Annotated in this window: 23 protein-coding genes; 4 read left to right on the forward strand and 19 right to left on the reverse strand. The window is 39.7% G+C overall.

The window, feature by feature from the left end:
• Positions 1 to 179 precede the first annotated feature (179 nt).
• The 11 genes from M5E07_RS15385 to M5E07_RS15435 form a co-directional block, all read right to left on the reverse strand.
• Entirely contained in the window at positions 180 to 473 is a 294-nt protein-coding gene (locus M5E07_RS15385) for a hypothetical protein (protein WP_252220533.1), read from the reverse strand.
• A gap of 78 nt (positions 474 to 551) precedes the next feature.
• Positions 552 to 971 (reverse strand): F0F1 ATP synthase subunit epsilon, encoded by a 420-nt coding sequence (locus tag M5E07_RS15390; protein WP_016165598.1) that lies wholly within the window; start codon positions 969 to 971, stop codon positions 552 to 554.
• Between the two features lie 26 nt (positions 972 to 997).
• On the reverse strand, positions 998 to 2,392 hold the full coding sequence (gene atpD / locus M5E07_RS15395; RefSeq protein ID WP_104221778.1) for a F0F1 ATP synthase subunit beta: 1,395 nt from the start codon (positions 2,390 to 2,392) through the stop codon (positions 998 to 1,000).
• 26 nt (positions 2,393 to 2,418) lie between these two features.
• On the reverse strand, positions 2,419 to 3,288 hold the full coding sequence (gene atpG / locus M5E07_RS15400; protein WP_004684424.1) for a F0F1 ATP synthase subunit gamma: 870 nt from the start codon (positions 3,286 to 3,288) through the stop codon (positions 2,419 to 2,421).
• Positions 3,289 to 3,376: 88 nt separating this feature from the next.
• Positions 3,377 to 4,921, reverse strand: coding sequence for a F0F1 ATP synthase subunit alpha (atpA, locus tag M5E07_RS15405; protein WP_004684423.1), 1,545 nt, complete (start codon positions 4,919 to 4,921; stop codon positions 3,377 to 3,379).
• Between the two features lie 62 nt (positions 4,922 to 4,983).
• The gene (locus tag M5E07_RS15410) at positions 4,984 to 5,520 is read right to left on the reverse strand and encodes a F0F1 ATP synthase subunit delta (protein ID WP_131265676.1); all 537 of its coding nucleotides are present in this window, start codon (positions 5,518 to 5,520) and stop codon (positions 4,984 to 4,986) included.
• Positions 5,521 to 5,532: 12 nt separating this feature from the next.
• Positions 5,533 to 6,003: a F0F1 ATP synthase subunit B gene (locus M5E07_RS15415; RefSeq protein ID WP_116763354.1), complete on the reverse strand. Its 471-nt coding sequence runs from the start codon at positions 6,001 to 6,003 to the stop codon at positions 5,533 to 5,535.
• A 40-nt stretch (positions 6,004 to 6,043) separates the two neighbouring features.
• The gene (gene atpE, locus M5E07_RS15420) at positions 6,044 to 6,289 is read right to left on the reverse strand and encodes a F0F1 ATP synthase subunit C (protein WP_000424060.1); all 246 of its coding nucleotides are present in this window, start codon (positions 6,287 to 6,289) and stop codon (positions 6,044 to 6,046) included.
• 85 nt (positions 6,290 to 6,374) lie between these two features.
• A complete protein-coding gene (gene atpB / locus M5E07_RS15425) occupies positions 6,375 to 7,250 on the reverse strand; it encodes a F0F1 ATP synthase subunit A (RefSeq protein WP_116763356.1) in 876 nt (291 codons plus the stop codon).
• Positions 7,251 to 7,352: 102 nt separating this feature from the next.
• Positions 7,353 to 7,751 (reverse strand): ATP synthase subunit I, encoded by a 399-nt coding sequence (locus M5E07_RS15430; protein ID WP_252220535.1) that lies wholly within the window; start codon positions 7,749 to 7,751, stop codon positions 7,353 to 7,355.
• 170 nt (positions 7,752 to 7,921) lie between these two features.
• Positions 7,922 to 8,761 (reverse strand): metal ABC transporter solute-binding protein, Zn/Mn family, encoded by an 840-nt coding sequence (locus M5E07_RS15435; RefSeq protein ID WP_252220537.1) that lies wholly within the window; start codon positions 8,759 to 8,761, stop codon positions 7,922 to 7,924.
• A 138-nt stretch (positions 8,762 to 8,899) separates the two neighbouring features.
• On the opposite strand from M5E07_RS15435, the gene M5E07_RS15440 reads away from it, so the two are divergent.
• From M5E07_RS15440 to znuB, 3 genes are read left to right on the forward strand one after another with little or no spacing between them, the layout of a single operon-like run.
• Entirely contained in the window at positions 8,900 to 9,397 is a 498-nt protein-coding gene (locus tag M5E07_RS15440) for a transcriptional repressor (protein ID WP_016165606.1), read from the forward strand.
• Complete coding sequence (gene znuC / locus M5E07_RS15445) at positions 9,370 to 10,161, forward strand: zinc ABC transporter ATP-binding protein ZnuC (protein WP_252220539.1); 792 nt, start codon at positions 9,370 to 9,372, stop codon at positions 10,159 to 10,161. Before M5E07_RS15440 ends, znuC begins: the two co-directional genes overlap by 28 nt.
• 3 nt (positions 10,162 to 10,164) lie before the next feature.
• On the forward strand, positions 10,165 to 10,965 hold the full coding sequence (znuB, locus tag M5E07_RS15450; protein WP_252220541.1) for a zinc ABC transporter permease subunit ZnuB: 801 nt from the start codon (positions 10,165 to 10,167) through the stop codon (positions 10,963 to 10,965).
• 37 nt (positions 10,966 to 11,002) lie between these two features.
• Here znuB and M5E07_RS15455 read toward each other — a convergent pair whose 3' ends face one another.
• Positions 11,003 to 11,626: a LysE family transporter gene (locus M5E07_RS15455; protein WP_116763366.1), complete on the reverse strand. Its 624-nt coding sequence runs from the start codon at positions 11,624 to 11,626 to the stop codon at positions 11,003 to 11,005.
• A gap of 163 nt (positions 11,627 to 11,789) precedes the next feature.
• On the opposite strand from M5E07_RS15455, the gene M5E07_RS15460 reads away from it, so the two are divergent.
• Positions 11,790 to 12,710, forward strand: coding sequence for a Dyp-type peroxidase (locus M5E07_RS15460; protein ID WP_252220543.1), 921 nt, complete (start codon positions 11,790 to 11,792; stop codon positions 12,708 to 12,710).
• Positions 12,711 to 12,862: 152 nt separating this feature from the next.
• Here M5E07_RS15460 and M5E07_RS15465 read toward each other — a convergent pair whose 3' ends face one another.
• The 7 genes from M5E07_RS15465 to M5E07_RS15495 form a co-directional block, all read right to left on the reverse strand.
• Positions 12,863 to 13,732, reverse strand: a complete 870-nt coding sequence (locus tag M5E07_RS15465; protein ID WP_252220545.1) for an IS982 family transposase — start codon at positions 13,730 to 13,732, stop codon at positions 12,863 to 12,865.
• A 168-nt stretch (positions 13,733 to 13,900) separates the two neighbouring features.
• Positions 13,901 to 14,515, reverse strand: a complete 615-nt coding sequence (locus M5E07_RS15470) for a hypothetical protein (RefSeq protein WP_252220547.1) — start codon at positions 14,513 to 14,515, stop codon at positions 13,901 to 13,903.
• A gap of 364 nt (positions 14,516 to 14,879) precedes the next feature.
• On the reverse strand, positions 14,880 to 15,320 hold the full coding sequence (locus M5E07_RS15475; protein ID WP_252220549.1) for a hypothetical protein: 441 nt from the start codon (positions 15,318 to 15,320) through the stop codon (positions 14,880 to 14,882).
• A 258-nt stretch (positions 15,321 to 15,578) separates the two neighbouring features.
• Positions 15,579 to 16,070 carry a hypothetical protein gene (locus tag M5E07_RS15480; protein WP_252220551.1) on the reverse strand — a complete coding sequence of 164 codons (492 nt, stop codon included), beginning with the start codon at positions 16,068 to 16,070 and terminating at the stop codon, positions 15,579 to 15,581.
• 2 nt (positions 16,071 to 16,072) lie between these two features.
• A complete protein-coding gene (locus M5E07_RS15485) occupies positions 16,073 to 18,487 on the reverse strand; it encodes a hypothetical protein (RefSeq protein ID WP_252220553.1) in 2,415 nt (804 codons plus the stop codon).
• A 2-nt stretch (positions 18,488 to 18,489) separates the two neighbouring features.
• A complete protein-coding gene (locus M5E07_RS15490; protein ID WP_252220555.1) occupies positions 18,490 to 19,023 on the reverse strand; it encodes a hypothetical protein in 534 nt (177 codons plus the stop codon).
• 7 nt (positions 19,024 to 19,030) lie between these two features.
• On the reverse strand, positions 19,031 to 22,426 hold the full coding sequence (locus tag M5E07_RS15495) for a type VI secretion system Vgr family protein (RefSeq protein ID WP_252220557.1): 3,396 nt from the start codon (positions 22,424 to 22,426) through the stop codon (positions 19,031 to 19,033).
• Positions 22,427 to 22,433: the final 7 nt, after the last annotated feature.

Below are 22,433 nucleotides of genomic sequence, written 5' to 3' on the forward strand. Positions count from 1 at the left end.
GAGTCAGACTTTTATTAAGAACTGTGCTCAACCAATAACACAAACATAGGAGATTAAGGACAGGCCTTTTGTTGTTTTTTTGAACAATATTTCAAATATTCCTCTAAGCAACACAAAATGTGTATGGTAATAAAAAAGGCCACTACGTAGCCAATTTTCTATTTTTATTCAAAGAATGTTTAGCCTGTTCGCCATTTTTGAAAGGCGGTTTGCATCGCCTGTGTTTGCTCGGTTGAAACCTGATGTTGATGTAAATAGCTAAAGTCACCACGATATACCGCATCCACAAGCGTCTTGGCTAAAACCGCAATGCTCTCTCTGCCTTGCTGCTGATAAACATCAATCTGTTCAGCAGTGAGAAAGATGTCCCAACAAGAGACCACCGAACTCATGTCCACCGCGATTCCCAAATAGTATTGATGATCATCTTGATAAAGTTCCCAAAAATGTGGTTCTTGTTCTATCAGTTGCATGTGTTTGTACTTAGCAAAATTATTTTATAGCATAAAAAAAGCCACCTTTCGGTGGCTTTTTCAATCTTAAACCGTCGCTTATTGAGCGCGGTTTTTGATTTTGCGGATGGTTTCCAACTGAGCAGCAGTTTCTGCAAGAGCAGCCAAAGCAGCAGCCGAGTCCAAGTCGCTCTTTTGATTTGCAAGCAATTGTTCAGCGTGTTTACGCGCTTCTAAAATTGCAGCTTCATCTAAGTTTTCTGCACGGACTGCAGTATCTGCAAGTACCGTAACAACATGCGGTTGAACTTCTAAAACACCACCAGATACATAGATTAACTCTTCTGTACCGTTTTCCAACAGAACGCGAATCGCACCCGGTTGAAGTAAAGTTACTAGTGGCGCGTGACCAGGCATAATACCCAATTCACCACCAGCACCTTTAGCAATTAGCATCGTTACAGTGCCAGAGTACAAAGACTCTTGAACACTTACAACATCACACTGCATAGTCGCCATGAGAATCTCCTAAATTAGGTAACTAATTAAAGTTTCTCAGCTTTAGCAATTACTTCGTCAATACCACCAACCATGTAGAACGCTTGTTCTGGAATGTGATCGTATTCACCAGCTAAAAGACCTTTAAAGCCACGAATCGTTTCTTTAAGCGGTACAAGTTTACCAGGAGCACCAGTAAACACTTCAGCTACGTGGAACGGTTGAGAGAAGAAACGTTGGATTTTACGCGCACGGTAAACAGTCAACTTATCTTCTTCAGCAAGTTCGTCCATACCAAGAATCGCGATGATGTCTTTCAATTCTTTATAACGTTGAAGAACGTTTTGAACTGAACGAGCAATCTCGTAATGCTCAGTACCCACAACTAGTGGATCTAACTGACGTGAAGTTGAGTCAAGTGGATCGATCGCTGGGTAAATACCAGAAGATGCGATGTCACGGCTCAATACTACAGTTGCGTCTAAGTGAGCAAATGTAGTTGCAGGTGATGGATCTGTTAAGTCATCGGCAGGTACGTATACCGCTTGGATTGACGTAATCGAACCAGACTTAGTCGATGTAATACGTTCTTGAAGAACACCCATCTCTTCTGCAAGCGTTGGTTGGTAACCTACTGCAGATGGCATACGACCTAGAAGTGCTGATACTTCAGTACCTGCTAGTGTATAACGGTAGATGTTGTCGACGAACAATAGTACGTCACGGCCTTTGCCGTTTTCGTCTTTCTCGTCACGGAAGTACTCAGCCATGGTCAAACCAGTCAACGCTACGCGTAAACGGTTACCCGGTGGCTCATTCATCTGACCGTAGACCATTGCTACTTTGTCAAGAACGTTTGAGTCTTTCATCTCGTGATAGAAGTCGTTACCTTCACGAGTACGCTCACCAACACCAGCAAACACAGATAAACCTGAGTGCGCTTTCGCGATGTTGTTGATCAACTCCATCATGTTTACAGTTTTACCAACACCGGCACCACCGAACAGACCAACTTTACCACCTTTCGCGAACGGGCATAGTAAGTCGATGACTTTAATACCAGTTTCTAAAAGGTCAGTAGAAGCTGCTTGTTCAGCATAAGAAGGTGCTTGACGGTGAATCGGCAAACGCGCTTCAGTCGCAACTGGACCAGCTTCGTCGATTGGGCGACCAAGAACGTCCATGATACGACCCAAAGTCGCTGTACCCACTGGTACAGAGATTGGAGCGTTAGTATTCGTTACGTTCAAACCACGCTTAAGGCCTTCAGTAGAACCCATTGCAATAGTACGAACTACGCCATCACCAAGTTGTTGCTGAACTTCTAATGTAGTTTCAGTGCCATCAACGTGGAGAGCGTCATAGATCTTAGGAACGCTGTTACGTTCAAACTCGACGTCGATAACCGCGCCGATGATCTGAATGATACGACCGCTACTCATTGCTGTCTCCTCAATTCAAAATAATGTTAAACGGCAGCGGCACCACCAACGATCTCAGAAATTTCCTGAGTAATCGCGGCTTGACGCAGCTTGTTATAAATAAGTTGTAGGCTCTTGATCAAATCACCTGCGTTGTCCGTTGCAGCTTTCATTGCAACCATACGAGCTGACTGCTCACACGCGATGTTTTCGATCACGCCTTGATATACCACAGACTCGATATAACGAACCAATAAGCCATTTAAAAGCTGTTCAGCTTCAGGCTCATAGATATAATCCCAACCGTATTGACGGTTAAGGGTCTTGTTTTCTTCAGCAGTTGCTAAAGGAACAAGTTGTTCGATTTTTTGATTTTGAGTCATGGCATTGACAAAGCCGTTTGACACAAGATAAATACGATCTAACTCGCCTTTATCAAACGCGTCTAACATCACCTGTACAGAACCAGATAACTGTTCAAGGCTTGGTGTATCACCGACATTTGTCGTAGCACCCAGCACTTTACCGCCGTAGTTTTTAAAAAACGAAACCGCTTTTTGACCAATTAAAGCAAATTGAACTTCAATTGACTGCTCTTGTTGCTGTTGTACGTGTTTAACCACTTTTTTGAACAAGTTAATGTTCAAACCACCAGCAAGGCCACGATCTGAAGACACAATGATATAGCCAACGCGCTTTACAGGGCGTTCAACCATATAACGGTGTTTGTATTCAGGATTCGCTTGAACCAAGTGAGCAATTACACGGTGCATATTTTCGGCATACGGACGGCCTTGAGCCATGCGCTCTTGCGCACGACGCATCTTAGAAGCTGCTACCATCTGCATCGCGCGAGTAATTTTCTGCGTGCTTTTGATACTAGCTACTTTGGCGCGAATTTCTTTTAAATTTGCCATACGCTTAACCTAGTATTCGAAGGCCCTTTCGAGCCCTCGAAGGTTGATCCGTGAACCAAACCAAAACTAAATCCAACTGAAGTTGAAATTAGTAAGTTTGAGTCGCTTTAAAGCTTTCAATACCTGCTTTGATTGCAGCTTCGATGTCTTTGTTGTAATCACCAGTTTCATCGATGTTTTGCATTAACGCAGCATTTTCTGAACGGAAGTAAGAGATTAACGCAGCATCAAAGTCTACGATTTTCTTCACTTCAACGTCAGCCATGTAGCCTTCGTTAGATGCATAAATTGAAACAGCTTGGTCAGCAATTGAATATGGAGCATATTGTTTTTGCTTCATTAATTCAGTTACACGTTGACCATGTTCAAGTTGCTTACGCGTTGCTTCATCAAGGTCAGAAGCGAACTGAGCAAACGCTGCCAATTCACGGTATTGCGCCAAAGCAGTACGGATACCACCAGACAATTTTTTGATGATCTTAGTCTGCGCTGAACCACCAACACGAGATACAGAGATACCCGCGTTCACAGCAGGACGAATACCTGCGTTGAATAATGATGTTTCAAGGAAGATCTGACCGTCAGTGATCGAAATTACGTTCGTTGGTACGAATGCAGATACGTCACCCGCTTGAGTTTCAATGATTGGTAATGCAGTTAATGAACCAGTTTGGCCTTTAACTTCACCATTCGTGAATTTCTCAACGTAGTCAGCAGAAACGCGCGAAGCACGCTCAAGAAGACGTGAGTGAAGATAGAATACGTCACCTGGATACGCTTCACGACCTGGTGGACGACGTAACAATAATGAAATTTGACGGTAAGCAACAGCTTGCTTAGACAAATCATCATAAATGATCAGTGCATCTTCACCGCGGTCACGGAAGTATTCACCCATTGTACAGCCAGAGTATGGAGCCAAGTACAACATTGCTGCTGGATCGGCTGCAGCTGCTGCTACAACAGTGGTATACGCCATAGCGCCAGTTTCTTCTAGCTTGCGCACAACGTTAGCAATAGTCGATTGTTTTTGACCAATAGCTACGTATACACACTTAATGCCAGAGTTTTTCTGAGCGATGATCGCATCGATCGCCATTGCTGTTTTACCAGTTTGACGGTCACCAATGATCAACTCACGCTGACCACGGCCTACAGGGATCATTGTATCTACTGACTTATAACCAGTTTGTACAGGTTGATCCACTGATTGACGCCAAATTACGCCTGGTGCTACTTTTTCAACAGCATCAGTTAATTTTGCATCAATAGGGCCTTTACCATCAATTGGGTTACCCAAAGCATCTACTACACGGCCTAAAAGTTCTGGACCAACCGGAACTTCTAATACACGACCTGTGCAACGTGCTTTTTGACCTTCTTGAAGGCTTAAGTAGTTACCTAAAACAACGACGCCCACTGAATCCTGTTCTAGGTTCAGTGCCATACCGTATAAGCCGCCGTCGAATTCGATCATTTCACCGTACATTGCATCAGCAAGGCCGTGAATACGCACAATACCGTCGGAAACCATAACAATGGTTCCTTCGTTTTTAGCGGTCGCGCTGGTGTCCAGATCGCCGATACGCTGTTTAATGAGCGCACTGATCTCGGATGGATTCAGTTGTTGCATTGCGCTATACCTCAATCTTTATTAAGTTCAGTCTTCTAATACGCAGCTTTTTTCAAGCCTTATTACGCAAGAAGACGAGTCCGCATTTTTTCAAGCTTGTTAAGCGCAGAGTCATCTATCACTTGGTCGCCTGCACGAATAACAACACCAGCAATAAGCTCTGGTTTAACTTCTACAGTTACATTTACCGCAGCTTCGAATTTTTTCTCTAAAGCATGTGCAAGCAATTGTTCTTGTACAGAAGTCATAGGGAATGCAGATTCAATCACTACATCCACCGTATTGTTATTCTGTGATTTGAGCTGTTCATATTCCGCAGAAATTTCAGGAAGAAGTACCAAACGGTTATTTTCAGCAAGCAATGTCAAAAAGTTTGACACTGCTGCAGTTTGGTCTTCGCCTAATACTTTTGCAAAAAGACTTACCTGCTCAGCAGGAGTAAGCTCAGGGCGAGTTAAGAAAGCTGAAAATGCTTCGTCTTGCACCGCAGCACTGAGCAAGTTTAATGCAGATGACCAAGAGTCAGTTGCATTTTGCTCAGAAGCGTAAGCAAATGCTGCCTTAGCGTATGGGCGTGCCAACGTCAAGAGTTCAGCCATAATCCGCCTCTCTTAAAGTTTAGCAGCCAGCTGAGTCAGCATGGCATTGTGAGCTTCTGCATCAACTTGCTGGTTCAGGATTTTCTCCGCACCAGTAACTGCCAAAGCAGCAACTTGTTGACGCAATTCTTCGCGAGCAGAATTGATTTCAGTATCAACAGCTTCTTTCGCTTGTTGACGAATACGCTCACCTTCAGCCGCAGCTTGAGTACGCGCTTCTTCTACCAATTGTGCACCACGACGGTTCGCTTGTTCGATCAATTGAGCCGCTTGCGCTTTCGCCGCGTCTAATTCAGCTTTCACTTGAGCTTGCGCATCCGCAAGATCAGCTTTTGCTTTTTCAGCAGCGTTTAAGCCATCAGCAATTTTACGCTGACGCTCACTAATCGCATTGATTAGTGGTGGCCATACGAATTTCATACAGAATGCGACAAACATCGCAAATGCAATCGCTTGACCAATCAATGTGAGGTTGATATTCATTTCGCTATTCCTCAATAGTTTAATTTAGGAATTAAGCTGATTAACCTACAAATGGATTAGCGAAGATGAAGAACAAGCCAATACCAACACCGATCATAGGCACAGCATCAAGAAGACCCGCGATTAAGAACATACGAGTTTGAAGTTGTGGAGCCAATTCTGGTTGACGAGCAACAGCTTCAAGGAAGCGACCGCCTAAAAGACCAAAACCAATCGCAGTACCTAAAGCACCAAAAGCGATCAAGATAGCAGATGCAATTGCAACTAGACCTAAAGTGAGTTCCATGATAATTCCTCAGAGGTTAGGTTTATACCAAATTAAAGTAAAAAAATTTTAAGCCCAACCATCCGTTGATAGTTAGGCAGTACCATTAATGTTTTTCGCTTGCCATGCTCAAGTATACGATAGTCAGCATCATGAAAATGAACGCTTGTAACGTAATAACAAGAATGTGGAAGATCGCCCAAGGCACAGACAGAGCCCACTGGATCCAGAACGGTAATAATGCGATAAGGATGAAGATTAACTCACCTGCATACATGTTACCGAAAAGTCGTAGAGCCAATGAAACTGGACGTGCAAGGAATGTTACCAATTCAAGAATTAAGTTCACTGGAATCAGTAACGCTTTTGCAACTGGGTTACTTGGATTAAATGGGTTAAGTGCCAATTCGCCAACGAAACCACCAATCCCTTTTTCACGGATACTGTAGAACAAGATGAGTACGAATACAGATAAAGACATACCTAAGGTAATGTTTGGATCTGTAGAAGGTACAACCTTGAAGTAAACGTGATGAGGATCCATACCAAATACGTTAGAGCCAATAATTCCTGCAAGATGCGGAATGAAATCTACTGGAAGTAAATCCATCGCATTCATCAGGAAAATCCACACAAAAATCGTGAGGGCTAAAGGTGCAATCAAACGTGATTTGCCATGGAAAGTGTCGCGAACACTTGAGTCCACAAACTCAATGATCATTTCAATTGCAGACTGGAACTTGGTCGGAACACCAGAGTTTGCAGCTTTCGCCACACACCAGAATAACAAACAGAAAATCACACCAAGAGTGATAGACCAACCCATTGAATCCAAGTGAATAGCAGTGAACCCCATCTGTTGAGCTTCAGCACCAGTCTCGGCCAATTTCCATGTCCCGTCTGGCATTTTGCCATAGGTCATATTGGTCAAGTGATGCTTGATATACTCGGTCGAAGTAAGGGCATGTTCTTCAGCAGCCATAAATCACACCTGGTCAATGTCAAATACAAATAGAGTAAGCGAATATCGCATGCTGCGTGATATCTCGCTTATCTCCAAAAAAACTTTTCAATTTAGCTGCGCTTAAACTCGTTTTTGTAGACGTGACACCCAAAAAGGAGCGACCCACGACATGGTTTGAACGAGGATAAAACCACAAAACAACGCCCCCGGAGATAACGGTTGGACATTGCTTAAAATTAAAATAAATCCGACGATCACAATCGTAAACTTGCCCATCATCCCCTGATACATATTTGCAAGTACCTGTTTGGATGCTCTCGCTCCTGCAGCTCGAAACGACTGCCATGAAAAATAACAACTTGCGAGCCAGCAAACACCCGCACCAAGTGCGGCACTTAAAGCTGCCGTTGCATCTTTCAAAACCCACGCCAACAAGGCTGACACAGGAATCATAAATGCTTGCAAGATGACTAATGCTTTCGCTAATCGTCGATCAATCAAGCGACTAGTTCGGCTCATTATTTATTCACTCACAGCATAAATGCTTGACAAGTTTAACTGATGATCGTTTTTAATCGCAGGCATTATAGAGTTACACCCCTGAACATGCAATCATTTCCCGACCTAAGTCGAGTTTTTTTCAATACGATAACGGTCTAGCTGTTGCTTAAATATTGATTATTTTCACTTCATTGGCGTGCAGTTAATACACAATTTTTGACTTGTTGCGCCAAGTCTGACCATGCAGAAATGAAGTTATTTTCTGCTGTTAAACTTTCGTCAACCGCCTGAAACACAATAGGTTGAAGTTTTTGATACTGATTGGCACTGGCATGGGCTTCTGCCAGTAAGCACATTTTCTTTTGCCCACGATGATCGTTCAAATATTTGATTTGTGCCAAGGTTGGCGCAATATGTGGATCATCAGTCATTGATCCAGCAAGCTTCAAATGTAATGGATGTTCCAAATACTGATAAGCATCGTGATACGCCCAATACGGCCGCGCTGCACCTTGGCTTTGGAATTTCTGTGCTGTGCTAAACATCTGCTTGGCAAATGCTTGTGCATTGTGCCAATACTTATCGCGATATTGAGGTTGCTGCTGTGAACGCAAGGCTGCAATAAAGAATCCGATACGCACCGCATTGTTTGGATCTAACCACACATGGGTATCGACTGTATTGGCTAAAGGTGCACCTCGGGTACTGCGTTGTGGCAACGTTTTGACCAAGCCAGAAGACAAAATAGAAACCGCTTTAGGATTATTATGCAGCAATTTATCTAGTGGTGCTTCATGGGCTTTACCGAGCCAAATCACCAATCCAGCGTCTTGTATTGCCTTGCGATGTGCGGGTGTTAAAGACACATCATGCCCAGTTTGGTTTTCCAAGAGTAAAACTGGTCGCTCCACCCCTTTTGTGACTTCTTGTGCAATCAAATATAACGGATGCGTTGAAACAACAAGACTTTGAGTCCACCCCACAGTACTTAGAATGGACAGTAAACAAAAAGCAAATAGACGAGACATGATTACACAGCACTAAACTTTATCTAGTGTTATAATATAACAACTCAACAAAAATACCTACGTCTAATCGTAACTTAAAGCCGTTCATGTTAAAATTTAATGTCAATTCTTTTATTTCAAGCCCGAACTGAGGTTGCTATGAGCTTATGTTCGCATGAACACCACAATGCATTACATGGCGTACATGATCATCATAATGTCGCAACACGCCTTGCTGAAGCAGAAAGTCTCTGTGCAGCCACTGGAGCGCGCTTAACTCCACTTCGTAAAGAAGTGCTCGAACTGATTTTGACTGCACATGGTCCAATGGGAGCTTATGATTTACTCGCCAAGATTAAAAGTGAATCAGATCGTCCTGCTGCACCACCGACCGTTTATCGCACGCTTGATTTCTTATTAGAAAAGGGACTCATTCATCGGCTGACTTCGATTAATGCCTATATTCCCTGCTGCCATCCCCGCGAAGGTCACCAAGCCGCATTTTTAATTTGCACAGAATGTCATATTGTGAAAGAAGCATCTTCCGAAGGTCTATTACAACAATTAGATGCGCTTGCCACTTCTGATCATTTCACTGCACAACACAGCATTATTGAGATTTCTGGAAAATGTCAGAATTGCAGCCAAGCGAATTAAGCACTCCTGTACTAATTGCTTTAGAGCAAATTAGCGTCCGTATCGACGACCGTGACATTCTGAAACAGATTGATTTTTCGATTCACGAACAAGAAATTGTTACCTTAATTGGCCCCAATGGTGCAGGGAAATCAACCCTGATCAAAGTGCTATTGGGCATTTTAAGACCCAATGCTGGACAAATACTATCGTCACGTAAACTTAAATTTTCTTATGTACCACAGAAGTTTAACCCATCGCACAGCCTACCCTTACGTGTGAAGGACTTACTCGATTTAGAGTCCTGCCCTGCTGCAATTAAACAAGAAATTATTCAAGATACAGGCATTGCCAAACTGCAAGATTCTAAAGTGCAACAACTGTCTGGTGGCGAACGACAACGTGTGTTATTGGCACGGGCCTTACTGCGCCAGCCTGACCTTTTAGTCCTCGACGAGCCCATGCAAGGACTTGATATTCAGTCTGAAGCAGAACTGTATGATTACGTCCGCAGCCTGCCTGAAAAATATCGTTGTGCGGTATTGATGGTGTCGCATGATTTACAGTGGGTGATGCAAGGTACGCAGCGCGTGGTCTGCTTGAATAAACATATTTGCTGTAGCGGTTTACCTGAAAATATTCAACAGCATCCAGAATACCAAGCCATTTTTGGCACCAACCGTGTGTTCTATCAACACCATCATGATCATTGTGCTCATGGCGATAGTGCCACAGCCTGCCAACATGATCCTCGCCCTCATATTCACCCTGAACCGGAAGCCTAATAGATGTTGGAATGGTTAGATCTGCTATTACCTGCTTGGACCATGGGGACATTATTGGTGTTTTTAACCGCACCTTTGGGCTGTTTGATGCTTTGGCGTCGTATGTCATTCTTTGCCGACACCATGGCACATGGCACTTTATTGGGCGTGGCGATTGCGGGTGCCCTCAGTTTACCGTTTTGGGTCGGTGTCACTTTACTGGCATTTATGTTGGTCGCTATTTTGTGGGTACTGCATGATCCACGCTTACCCAATGATGCCTTGCTAGCCCTCTGTTCAGCCACCTTACTGTGCGCAGGCTTAATGTTGATTCAACATTTACCAAGTTTAAGACCTGAATTACTCAGTTATTTATTTGGTGACTTGCTCACGATTGCTTGGTCAGATTTACCTATGTTTGCGATTGTGATTGCACTGGCACTGGCAGTACTGTTCAAATATTGGAAAGCCCAAATCCAAATTGCGATTGATCCCGATATTGCAATCAGTGAAGGCGTGAATGCCAAATGGCAACGTTTAGTATTTATGCTACTGCTTGCTGTATTTACCGTTTTGGCGTTACGCGCGGTTGGCTCTTTATTGATGGGGGCACTGCTGGTCATTCCTGCATTAACCGCGCGCTTACTTGCACATTCCCCTAAACAAATGGTGGTTTGGGCCTTTGTGATGGCGCAGTTTGGTGTGAGTGTGGGTTTATGGTCAAGTGCTGCGCTCAATACCCCAACAGGTCTCAGCATTGTGCTGTGTATGGCATTGGTTTTTGCGCTGGTTTTTGCAGTTCAGAAAGTCAGAAAAATGGCTTAATCCATCATCTTTCATGAATCACCTTGATCACTCTCTGCTATTGATGCACCAAACTTAAAAGTCCCGCAGCACAACTAAATAGCACAGCAAAAGTACGATTCATGTATTTTTGCTGTTTTGGAGATTTCAACAGTTTCAACACCTTTGCCGCTAAACCTGTATAGCCCGCCATCACAATCAAGTCGATACTGATCATGGTCACGGCCATCATTACATACTGAATCCACTGTGGCTTAGACAAGTCTAAGAACTGGGGCAATACCGCCAATAAAAATACAATTGCCTTTGGGTTGCTCATATTGACCAAGAAACCATAACCCACCAGTTTGGGAATCGACTTTGTTGCTTGTCGTTCTTGTTCAATTTCAATGGACTGTACTGGTGCTTTCCACTGCAAATAAGCCAAATACAATAAGTAGCCCACACCAAACCACTTCACCAACAGAAAAGCCCAAGGCGTTGTGGCAAAAAGCACCCCTACCCCAGCGGCAACAATCCCAATTTGCACCAACAGCGCCAGTTGCAAACCAATCGCATTCCAGTAACCGCGACGAAATCCATAGTTTAAGCCACTCGACATCGAGGCAATTGCCCCTGCTCCAGGTGAAACACTAATCACCCAACATGCCAACATAAACGCCATCCAAACTTGAAAAGACATCGTCACACCACCTCAGAAAGACAGGTCATTATATGACTTTTCACACATTAAATGTGCTGAGAAATTATCACCCAAGAATAATACAGTTTAGGCTATTCAGTCCCGCATTGATCAGGCACAATAAATCCAGCCACACATTGAATAAAAATCAAAGGAGCTATAAATGACCGCCCAATCCGTAATTTTACCCTTACCTTCAGATCATGCCCGCTTTATCGTATTACGCTTAAAAGATTTAACTGTACCTGAACTGAAAGAAAAGATTGAAGATTTACTGGACACGCGAGATCGTTTAATTACCCAACACCCAAATGCAGAAATTAAGACCGCGATTGCCTTTGGGCCTGAACTTTGGGCAAAACTTTATGCGCAATCACCTGAGGGATTTAAGCAACTTGACCCAATTCAGGGTGCTTTTGAAATGCCCGCTGTACCTGCGGATGTGCTGATTCACATTGCCTCACAACGTAGTGATATTTGTTTTACTTTAAGCCAAGCTTTCTTCGACGGGATTCAAGATAAAGTCGAGGTTTTGGATGAACGTGTTTGTTTTCGCTATTTTGATGGGCGAGATTTAACAGGCTTTATTGATGGCACTGAGAACCCACAATTTCCTGATGATCGTGCAGAAACAGCACTTTTAGCAGAAGATACAGGTATTTTTGCAGATGGTTCTTTTGTATTTGCACAGCGCTATATACATGATTTAGATAAATGGAAACGTCTAAAAGTCGATGCACAAGAAAATGTCATGGGCCGTTCGAAACTAGAAAGCATTGAAATGGATGATGACGTCAAACCCGAAAATGCCCACATTGCACGTGTCGTGATTGAAGATGATAAAGGTGAAGAAATGGAAATTTTGCGCCATTCTTTACCTTATGGCGATGGTAAAGGTGAGCAAGGTCTGTTCTTTATTGCTTATACCAAAAACCTTGCCATCATTGATAACATGTTAGAGCACATGTTTGGCACAACTGGTGATGGCATTCATGACCGCCTATTGCATTTTGTGACCGCAGTAGATGGTGCTTACTTCTTTGCTCCGAGCGAGGAGTTATTGGAAGAGGTTTTGGAGGATTAACTAAAAAATCATGAATAAGCAGCTTATTTCTGCTTCTTATTCAAAAGCTAATATCATTTTTGATTATATTTTTTAAATAAAATATAAGTAAACACTGATTTTAAAATAAAAATTTTATTACATTTAAATACTTATCTTAACCCGAATCCTGTTTAAGCCAAAGATTCCATAATTTGAATTTTCGGCTTATTTCGATGGGTTAATTGATATGCGCATAACGATGCGTAAATCCCACTTAGAAATCCATGAATACTACGTGCCTTACTCGTCACTAAATTGTATTGGCCTTTCAATAAGCTGAATAACGTTTCTATTTTATTACGCTGTTTTAAGTGATATTCATCTGATGCACAGAGTTGAACAGACTGCATATTCTTTCGATGATAGGTAATCAAATCAATACCTTGACTTTTCAATCTGCTTTTTAATTCTTGGCTAATATAGCCACGATCCGCATAAAGCCTTGCTTCTAAGCCTTCAACTAAATGCTCAACCATTTTTATGTCAGCCACATGTCCATTAGATAAAGCAGAACATGCTATTTCACCCAATTGATTCATCGCGATATGTAATTTACAACCATAAAACCAGCCCATCGAGCTTTTACCACGTGATGCAATTTTGGCTAATGATTTATGGCGTTGAATCCGTTGATTTTTACAGACCGGTAGAGTGGTTGAATCAACCCATAAATATTGGCTGCGTTGGTCTTTCATTAAGGCGACATGTAATGCATGTAGTGCCAATTGATGCATATTGATGAGGTGAATCATCCGTTGGTAGCAGGGTAAGCTTTTAAATAAATGATTTTTATCCTGTTTCAACCATGAAAAGAATGCTTTGAAATTGTTGATATGAGAACACTTATACCAAATGGCGATAAAATTGATTTCTGAGAGGCTCAATTGAGCTGGGCGAATTCTTACGGAGTGACGACTTTGTTTGAGAAATTTCCAATAAGTTGCTTCAAATTTAAGAAAGAAATCATCAATTACGCAGAATAATTCGGTACTATTGAACATTAGGACTAGAGCTTTAGGTTTGGTGTGGTAACTCAACTGATGGCTCTAGTTCCTTTATTTTTCAAGTCAATTTCTTATCCGCGATTCGGGTTATCTTAACCAAAGAGAATTTATAACTAATAATGTAAGTACAATTAATCTCACACTAGTATTAGAAAAGCCTCTGAGTCAATTGACTTCTTTAAAATAAACTTTTTTACCATCCGAACACACTCCATAAAAAATTCCATAAAAGTTATCTTTTACAGATAAGTTATTCAAATAACTATTGCATTCCAAAACTAAATCTCCAGCAATTTTCTTAAAAACTATTTTTTGCTTTTGATAATATGGAGCACCTTCATAATTATCATCTAAATAATATAATCCTGATTTAAAGTTCTTTGATTCAGCTTGTTTAGTTGCATATCCATTCTTTATAAAATCAATCCCACCTAAGGCTAAGTTAATTTTATCAATATTTAAATTCAACTCATTATTATTTTTATCCACTTTAGCTTCTGCCCATCCAACTTGAACATCTTCACTATAAACATTTTTATAATATAAAGTAAAATTACCATTATTATCTTTTATGTAAAATTCATCATATGCAGGATCAAGTCTTTTAAATAAATAATCATCTACTTTTTTTGTAGGTGTAAAATTCTTACATTTTCCTGACTTTTCACAGATTCGATATGAAAAATAAAGTTTTGTACTACTTGACTTATATTGAACCGCCTCTGTTGTACATGCATACATCAAACTAATTACAAATAAAAGAAATAATCTATTCATCATTGCATAATCTCTATGTGCATGGCACCTTCACCTGGTACATCTGCTGAAATAAAACCTGAAATAATTCCATCTTTTAAAGCTTTCTGACAAACTGCTTTAAATTTTTTTCCTACACTATTCAAAGTATTGCCTGTCCCAAAACCATTACTGTTCGTACCTAAATCAATGATATTATTTTTTCTATATTTCTCTTCTGAAACGCAATGTTTATAAATTTTTACCCCTTTATTTTAAAATCCAAAGTTTTCACTTAATTTATTATCTATAGTTTTGTTTAGTTATAAATTTTAAATATAGTTAACAATAATCGATTACCATCTAATACCTGACCTTATCGATTATATAAAATCAGGCATCAACACTATTACTCACAATCAGATAAATCAAATCCTCTTTTCCCTGCATGCATTCCTTGAATTTCTCCATGCACAACATCAAAAAATAAAATATTATTTTTCTGAAAATTATCGGTAACTATGTAGGTATAATCATCTTGAGAATCCCCAGCACCCTCACTTTTCATTTTTTTAATTTTATATCCTTCATAACTCTTATATATATCTTTCGTATTCATACCATTACGAATTTTTTTTGATGTATATATACTTTTATTTTCATTTTTAATTAATATTTCAACTAACTTCTGTTTATTAAAAGTATATGAAATACCATTATCAAAATCCAAAAAAGCTGTACAGCTTCCTATTTCATTTTTTTCAACACCTTTTGATGAAAAATTTAAATCTGAATATTCATTACCAAGAATATAAGACTTTCCTTCAAAATTTATTGAGTTAAAATCCAAGTAATTTTTTTGTCAGAAATAGCTTTGGAATAGCCACACGCACTCAAAGCTATTGAAAATAAAATAAATATAAATCTCATATCATTCATCCTTATTAAATGTCAATGATAAACCCTGTAAATGAAGATGATTATTATGTCTTGGGTTAGTCCATTCGCTACACCTAGGGAGTATAATGCTACCAAAGTTAAGCATAGCAATTGCGAAAAAATTATTCATAATACATATTTCAAAAAATTTATATTTAAAAGGATGTTCTCATGAACATCCTTCTTGATACTTCAATTTATCAAGTGTTCCATATGTAACCTCTGCTACCCTATTCTCAACAATATAAAATTTAACACCATTATTATTGTCAAATTGGTGCTGCAAATAGTATGTATTTTCATCATATGCACTTTTCACAAAACTTAAGTCTTTAACCTTAGATTTTAAATCTTCAACAGAAAGCCCCTTAAATGCAGATTTTTGATATGAAGCAGTAGAAAGCTTATTATCAAAGACCAAATAGCTAATATTTTCATCCTTATTTTCTGCGTACAAACAATTATCGATAATTTCTGTATCATCCACTTGCTTTACAAGACCCTCTTTTTCCAACTTAATGTAATCTTCACCAATATCCATATTTTTAAATTCAGACAATAAACTATTTAATAAATAATTATTATCAACTATTTTTGTTTCTTCTTTGACATTACATGCTATCAAGATAAAAAATAAAGGGAAAATACATAGTTTATACATTATTAAATATCCTCAATTTTAGGCAAGCATGCGCCAATATGTAAATGGTGGTAATGATTTTTTGCATAGCTTGTGCCTGATATTTTGGGTTTCTTACTATAACCATCCTGAGTATAAAACACTGTAAAACCAAACTTTCTTAACTCACGAACTAGAGTAATATTCCGTTGTTCATCATAATCATTATTTTGTGTCCAAATTGCGTTCGTTCTATGTGCATTCTTTTTTCCTATGTATCTAAAATCACATGCTTCACCATTACGATGTGTAACACTTGGTGCCTGTGAACTACCATCAATAAGGCTTCCTCCTGAACTTGGGTATTCCTCATAACCAAGACTCATGAATGTACCAAGAACTCCTGACATGGTAATACCATTTAAATAAAATCTAATATTCCCTCCTGTCATAAACCATTTATATCCAATATTTCCACTCTTATAAGAACCATGTTTTGTAAAATCAATGAGATAACAACTTCCAGAGATAACCTCGTTTCCTGCTTTACGCATAGGCGCTTTAACAAATTTAGATTTCCCTAAATTATGAGTCTTACCATTCTGGTCATAATAAATGAACTCAGCAAAACCAGTTGCAGCTTTATTCTCTCTTTTGATTTTTCCATCATGATAAATATGATATCGAGTCGTATCACTTGTTGGCGGTGATTGATTACTTACCGTTGTTAATGGCTTCCCCCCATTTTCAGTATACGTATTATTTTGCTTCGTTTGAGTTTTCTTATCTGCCTCAGTTTTTGCTTTTTCTGCTTCTTCTTTTGCTTTCTTTTCCTGAGCTTCTTTCTGCTGTTGTTGCTTTTTTAGATCTTCGGCCTGCTTACGCTTTGCATCTGCAACTTCATATAGTTTCGATGCCTGAACAGCGCTACCATTTACGGTAAAGGGCGTAGTTGAACTTGATTTTTCAACACGACTTAAAACTAAACTTTTTCCTTTTATGCCAAAGCCAAAAACAAAACCCGTTAACATTCGCACATTTATTACACCGCGATTATTTGTTCTTTTCGGTATTTCTCGGCCTCGATAAAAGAGACTAAACAATGTATTTGGGACAATTTTATCATCTTGAGTTACTGAAATATTAAAAGAATGTACAGGAAGCTTCACTTTAACTGTTTTATTTTTCAATGCGGCGCTAACTTGAAAATGATGAATTACCTGTTTCTGTCCATCACCTTCTACTGAAACCTCAATATCTTGTCCTTCCTCCGCATTAATCCCTTGCTTAATCCCACGACTATCAGCTGTATGCTTTTTAATATTACCTTTATAGGTAAGAAAAAAATTCATATTAGAGATTGCTTTACCGGAATCGCCTTCGACTATTTCAATATTAAAATTTACATCTTTAGATGCAGGAGTTACATTTGCCTCTTGAGATGTCGAGGATTGTCCCTGTTCATTTCTTACTTCTTGAGGTGTTTTATTAACCTGAGGTCTCGGTTGAGGCGTACTATCTGTCTCTAAACTTGCTGAATGACTTGTAACTTTGAAATCACTTAAAGTTGCTTTCTGTTTTTCATTTGCTTTTTGAATAATAATATTTGACTCTTTTCCATCAGCAACAATTTTTATTTCTGTATTTGGATGTCGAACAATAACAGGAAGGTTACCATTCTCATCACTCTTAACCTTTATTTTTGTCTCACCCGAGAAACTCTTCCCAATATAATTAGAAACAACCACAACCTCTTTATTCTTCAAGATATTTTTATCTACATCTTTTAAACCAATATAAATTTTCCTATTACAACACTGTTCTAAATCAAATCCACCAAAATCCTCAATATACTTTTTAATATGGGTTTTATTACCATCTATTTGCTTTTGTCCCTTAAATTTTGGAATTCCTAAAAAAGCACCCAAACCTCCTATTCCAACAAGATGCATTCCTGCAATTGCACCAGATTCTGTAATTTCTACACCTTGAATTGTTCTACCGAAATGCTCATTAAAATTATTATTTCTAAGTTGATTACATAAATATTTGATCCACTCCTTAATGATTTCATATTGTGTTTCCGGGCTTTTCAGGAAGTCTTTTTTTGAACTGATATTCCTTTTACCAGACCACTTACCTACCCAGTTATTAGAATTAAATTGTTTTTGCCAGTTTGTGCGTAAAGACGAGTTTTTATCTGCATTCTTGATGTCAGCATAAGAAATACCTTGATCCCCTAAATAATAACCTAAATCATATAAAGCCTCTTCCCCCCATTGGAACAACCCCATAAAACCACTTTCGTTTATAATACTAGCTGATTCTATATTAACTGGATGGTTTAGAGGCAATTGTAAATTTGATGAAGACTCCTTAAAGCTAACAGCCTCAATAAAACCAGCTAAATTAGTCTCAAAACTTTTACTTGATTTTTTAAAGTTAATTGTCTTTTTCATAATCAATTCTCTTTATACCAATCACCTACTTTATAAGAACTCATACTAACTTCAGTATTATTCTTTAAATAACTATTTAATACAGTTTTGGCTTCGCCATAATCTCCATTTCTTGCACAACTTAACTCTACCCGAGAACTCTCTTCTTCTTTCTGTGGAGCAGTTACTTTTCTAAAGTATGAAAATGCATTTTTATCATTATATGCAATCCATATTTCATCTCTATCTTCTTTATAATAAGCTCGATAGATATAATAGTTATTCTTATTATATAAAACCTTGATACAACTCCCTGTTGACATCCATTGATTGTTTTTTGGTTTTAAATTTAATTGACTTAATAATTTTAAACGATTTTGACTAGTATTACTCTTTCCGTAATCCCATATATGTTCACATTCTACTTCACCCAATTTTTTAATAGGTACAATTGACTTTTCTTTCCAATATTTCATACATTCTTTGGCACTCTCTGCATGTAAATTTATACTATTTAGCAAAATACATGCACCAATCATTATATTTACAGTTTTCATTATTAAATTAATCCTTAAGTCCAAAACTTTCAAAATCTACTTTTAAATCTGTATCTTCAATATATTCATCACTATTGTGCTCATGGTTATGACCATCATCACCACCGCAACAGGCCTCATCTGAACCATGACCTTGCCCTTCCGTGATCACTTCTTCAACCAGTTGTAGCTTATCTGAACTGTCATCATTCTTACCGAGTAAAAGAATTTCGACGCTATCTGGGTTATCACTAAAGATCCGCCCCGTCCTTGCGAACTGATCAAGAAAACCAATGTATTCTGTTTTCTTAGCATGATTAATAACTTTATATTTAAATCCTTCTTTCAATAAACCAGCATTAACCAACTCGCTAAAATCAAACCGACGACTAAAGACTCCGCTCTCAGGCATTTTCGGTAACTCAGCATTTACTGTTGCCCCACTCGTAAACAAATGCTGCCCAGCTTTACTCTCAAACTTACCGCCTGTTGTTGAAAATACGCCGTCAGCATTAATCTTGATTTGAGAACCACCTGCAGTAAGTAGAATTTCTTTAGCGCTGGTGATTTCAATCTTATCTTCGGTAGAGATCAGCTTAATGACCTTCTTGGCGATTGCTTCAATTGCATCATCCTGTGCCTGTAACTCCAATTTTCCTTTTGCTGCATAAGCTTTCAAGCCCTTTTGTGCGGCAAACAAGCTGATTTTGTCTTGCGCATGTCCAATAATATTTTTCTGAGCACTCAGGTTAATTGAACCACTGGCACTCTCCGCAATATCCTGCGAAGCTTGCAAAATAATGTTTTCAGGTGTTGTTAAAGCAATCCCGTTAGGTGATGCCAATAACATCAATGCCTGTCTAAAAATCTTGCCTTGTTCTTGCTGCTTTGCATCAGAACTACTTTCTAGACCTTGGGTATATCCCTCCATAAAGCCTTGCAAAGAATCCAATGCTTTGGATGGTGTAACTTCTAATTTATTTCCTTTATGAAAAGTTCCACACGCACTCATCAAGTCAAAATCTTGAATATCAACATTGGCTAAAACTTTTCCAACTTCCTGGATACTCTCAAAAGGGTTTTGCTGAATTCGATCCTTGATACTTGCCAGTTTACCTTTAACCAGATCAGCTCCATGTTCTTCAACATTTTCAATAAATGCTTTTAAATTTTCAGCAGCATCTTTGGCATCACTAAAGAATGTATTGAACTCCTCTACAACGGTTTTGGTATCTCCCCCTAATGCCCCAATGTCTGCAATAAAACCGCCACAATCTTTTAATGCATGAATTGGATCTTTATTCATACTTTCTTTGAACAGATTTAATGTGCTTTCTAGCGCTTGCCCTGTGGTTTTTAACTCGAGTGATTGAATAAACTTCGGCAACCGATGAATCACATTCAAGGCATCCGTTTGCTGTTTCACCGCAATTTCGCTCAGTACATTCATACTGTCATAGCCCTGTGAAAGCAAAGACTGCGCTTGGGCTGCTTCTAGGTGGTCAGCAATCGCTTGCTCTTGTGCATAAGTACTAATCAGCATACCTTTACCAGCACGCACCGCTCCCCAAGCATCAGTTCTGAGTTCAAACCCCTCCCCACGACCACTGCTTTGCTCAGTTTCTTTAGGATGACTGAGATTACCCAAATTCAGCTGGGTTGCAGCATGACTGCTTTGCAACTGGGCACTGATCTGACCCGTCGTATCATCAAAACGCAACTGATTAAACCCGCTTCCATCCACTTCTTGAGAACGTATTCCACTCAATTTCTTCGTTGAGGGTAATTGTCCCTTTATATCAAAACGTGTTGGATAACGTTCAGCTTCATGGATACGCCCAGTGACAAAAGGTCGGTCAACGCTGCCATCAAAGAAATCAATCACCACCAATTCACCCACACGTGGCAGAAAACGAACACCATAGCCTTCACCTGCCCATGGCGTTAAAACATCCACCCATGCTGAATCCGTGTCATTTTGATTACTACCTGCACCTTCGTCATGCTGATGATCGGAAGATTGCGTAAAGAGAAAACGAACTTTGATACGCCCCCATTCGTCCACATAAATTTTCTCGCCTTCAGGCCCCACTACACGAGCATGCTGCGGGTAGGCAACGGGGCGATGTTTTAGGGGATGATATTCAGGTAGAATTCTTATTTGTCGACGCACAAGCGTAAGTTCATTGCCTTGACGCTCTTCAGATGACCTTCCAAGAAAATGATGAGGTTCCAGTAAATGTTGCAATTGATTTTGTAATTCAACGGGCAAATTGTTTTGGTTATAAAACTGCTTTTCGTAAATCAAAAACTGCTTATCAGCACCATTGTGTTGGTCGATTTCGGGATGTCCTTGCAATTCAAACCAATATCCCACTTGCGCATCACGCACACTAGTCTGCGCTTTAAAATATTTGGCGCAAGCAGCTTGATACTGCCCCAGATTCGCATTGAGTTTTTCTAATTGTTGTGTCCCTGATGCTGTGGTCTGATCGGCGCCTGTCAGGTCTGAAATCCAAGCAGGCGTAATTGACCACGCCTGTTCCAAACTGAGGCTTTCATTGGCATAACTTTCACTCTGCTGATGGCTGCTCAACAATGAGCCACTCCCATCATCCTGTTGCAAAGTATCCGCTTGCCAACGTTGAACCGAACTGGCAGTCGACTGTAATTGTCGATGTGCCACCAAACTGGTCATACTATCAAAACGCTCGGTGGCATGACTGCGATGAAAACGGATAATGCCTCGATTCAAAGCAGTAAATTGCAACTGATCATCTATCAATCTTAACTTTTGTGGTTGAATCGCTTGCAAAGCATGACTGACTATCAGACTGGTTTCATCGACCAGCCAATTGATACCTTCACTACGCCATAGACGGGTTAGAAAATCATAATCAGTTTCGTTCGCCTGCATCACAAATGGACGAACGTCATAATTTTGAGTTAAACCTGAAAGATCTAGACTAAGGCTAGCATTAAACAGCGCACTTTTTTCTTGCCATTCCTTAAATAGAATTTCACTAATTTCAGGCACGCTTTTATTCATAAATACGCGACTGTTACGTCGTTTATGCCAAAGCGCCGTTGCATCTTGCAACACCAATCGATAAACCGTAAAAGCACCATCGCTTTGTAATTGGCTGGCTTGGGTAACGATGCCTGTGATGCGTGCCAACTGCCCCATATCGGTCACTTGATCGACCGCCACTTGGCAACCTATAAATTGCTTTAAGGCCAGATGAGCATTGGTCGATAAACAGATTAATTCGAGTTCTAAGCCAACATTGAGCGCATGTTTCCCCTCAATACGCTGTAGAAAGACCTGTGTATTCAGCTCCGCATTGGAGAATTGGACGTGAATAGCCCTTTTCAGTGTCGTTAGACCAAATTGATCTAAAACACGATAGATATGATTCAACATAGTTGTA

Origin of the sequence: Acinetobacter tibetensis (genome assembly GCF_023824315.1) — a bacterium.
GTDB classification, from domain to species: Bacteria; Pseudomonadota; Gammaproteobacteria; order Pseudomonadales; family Moraxellaceae; genus Acinetobacter; species Acinetobacter tibetensis.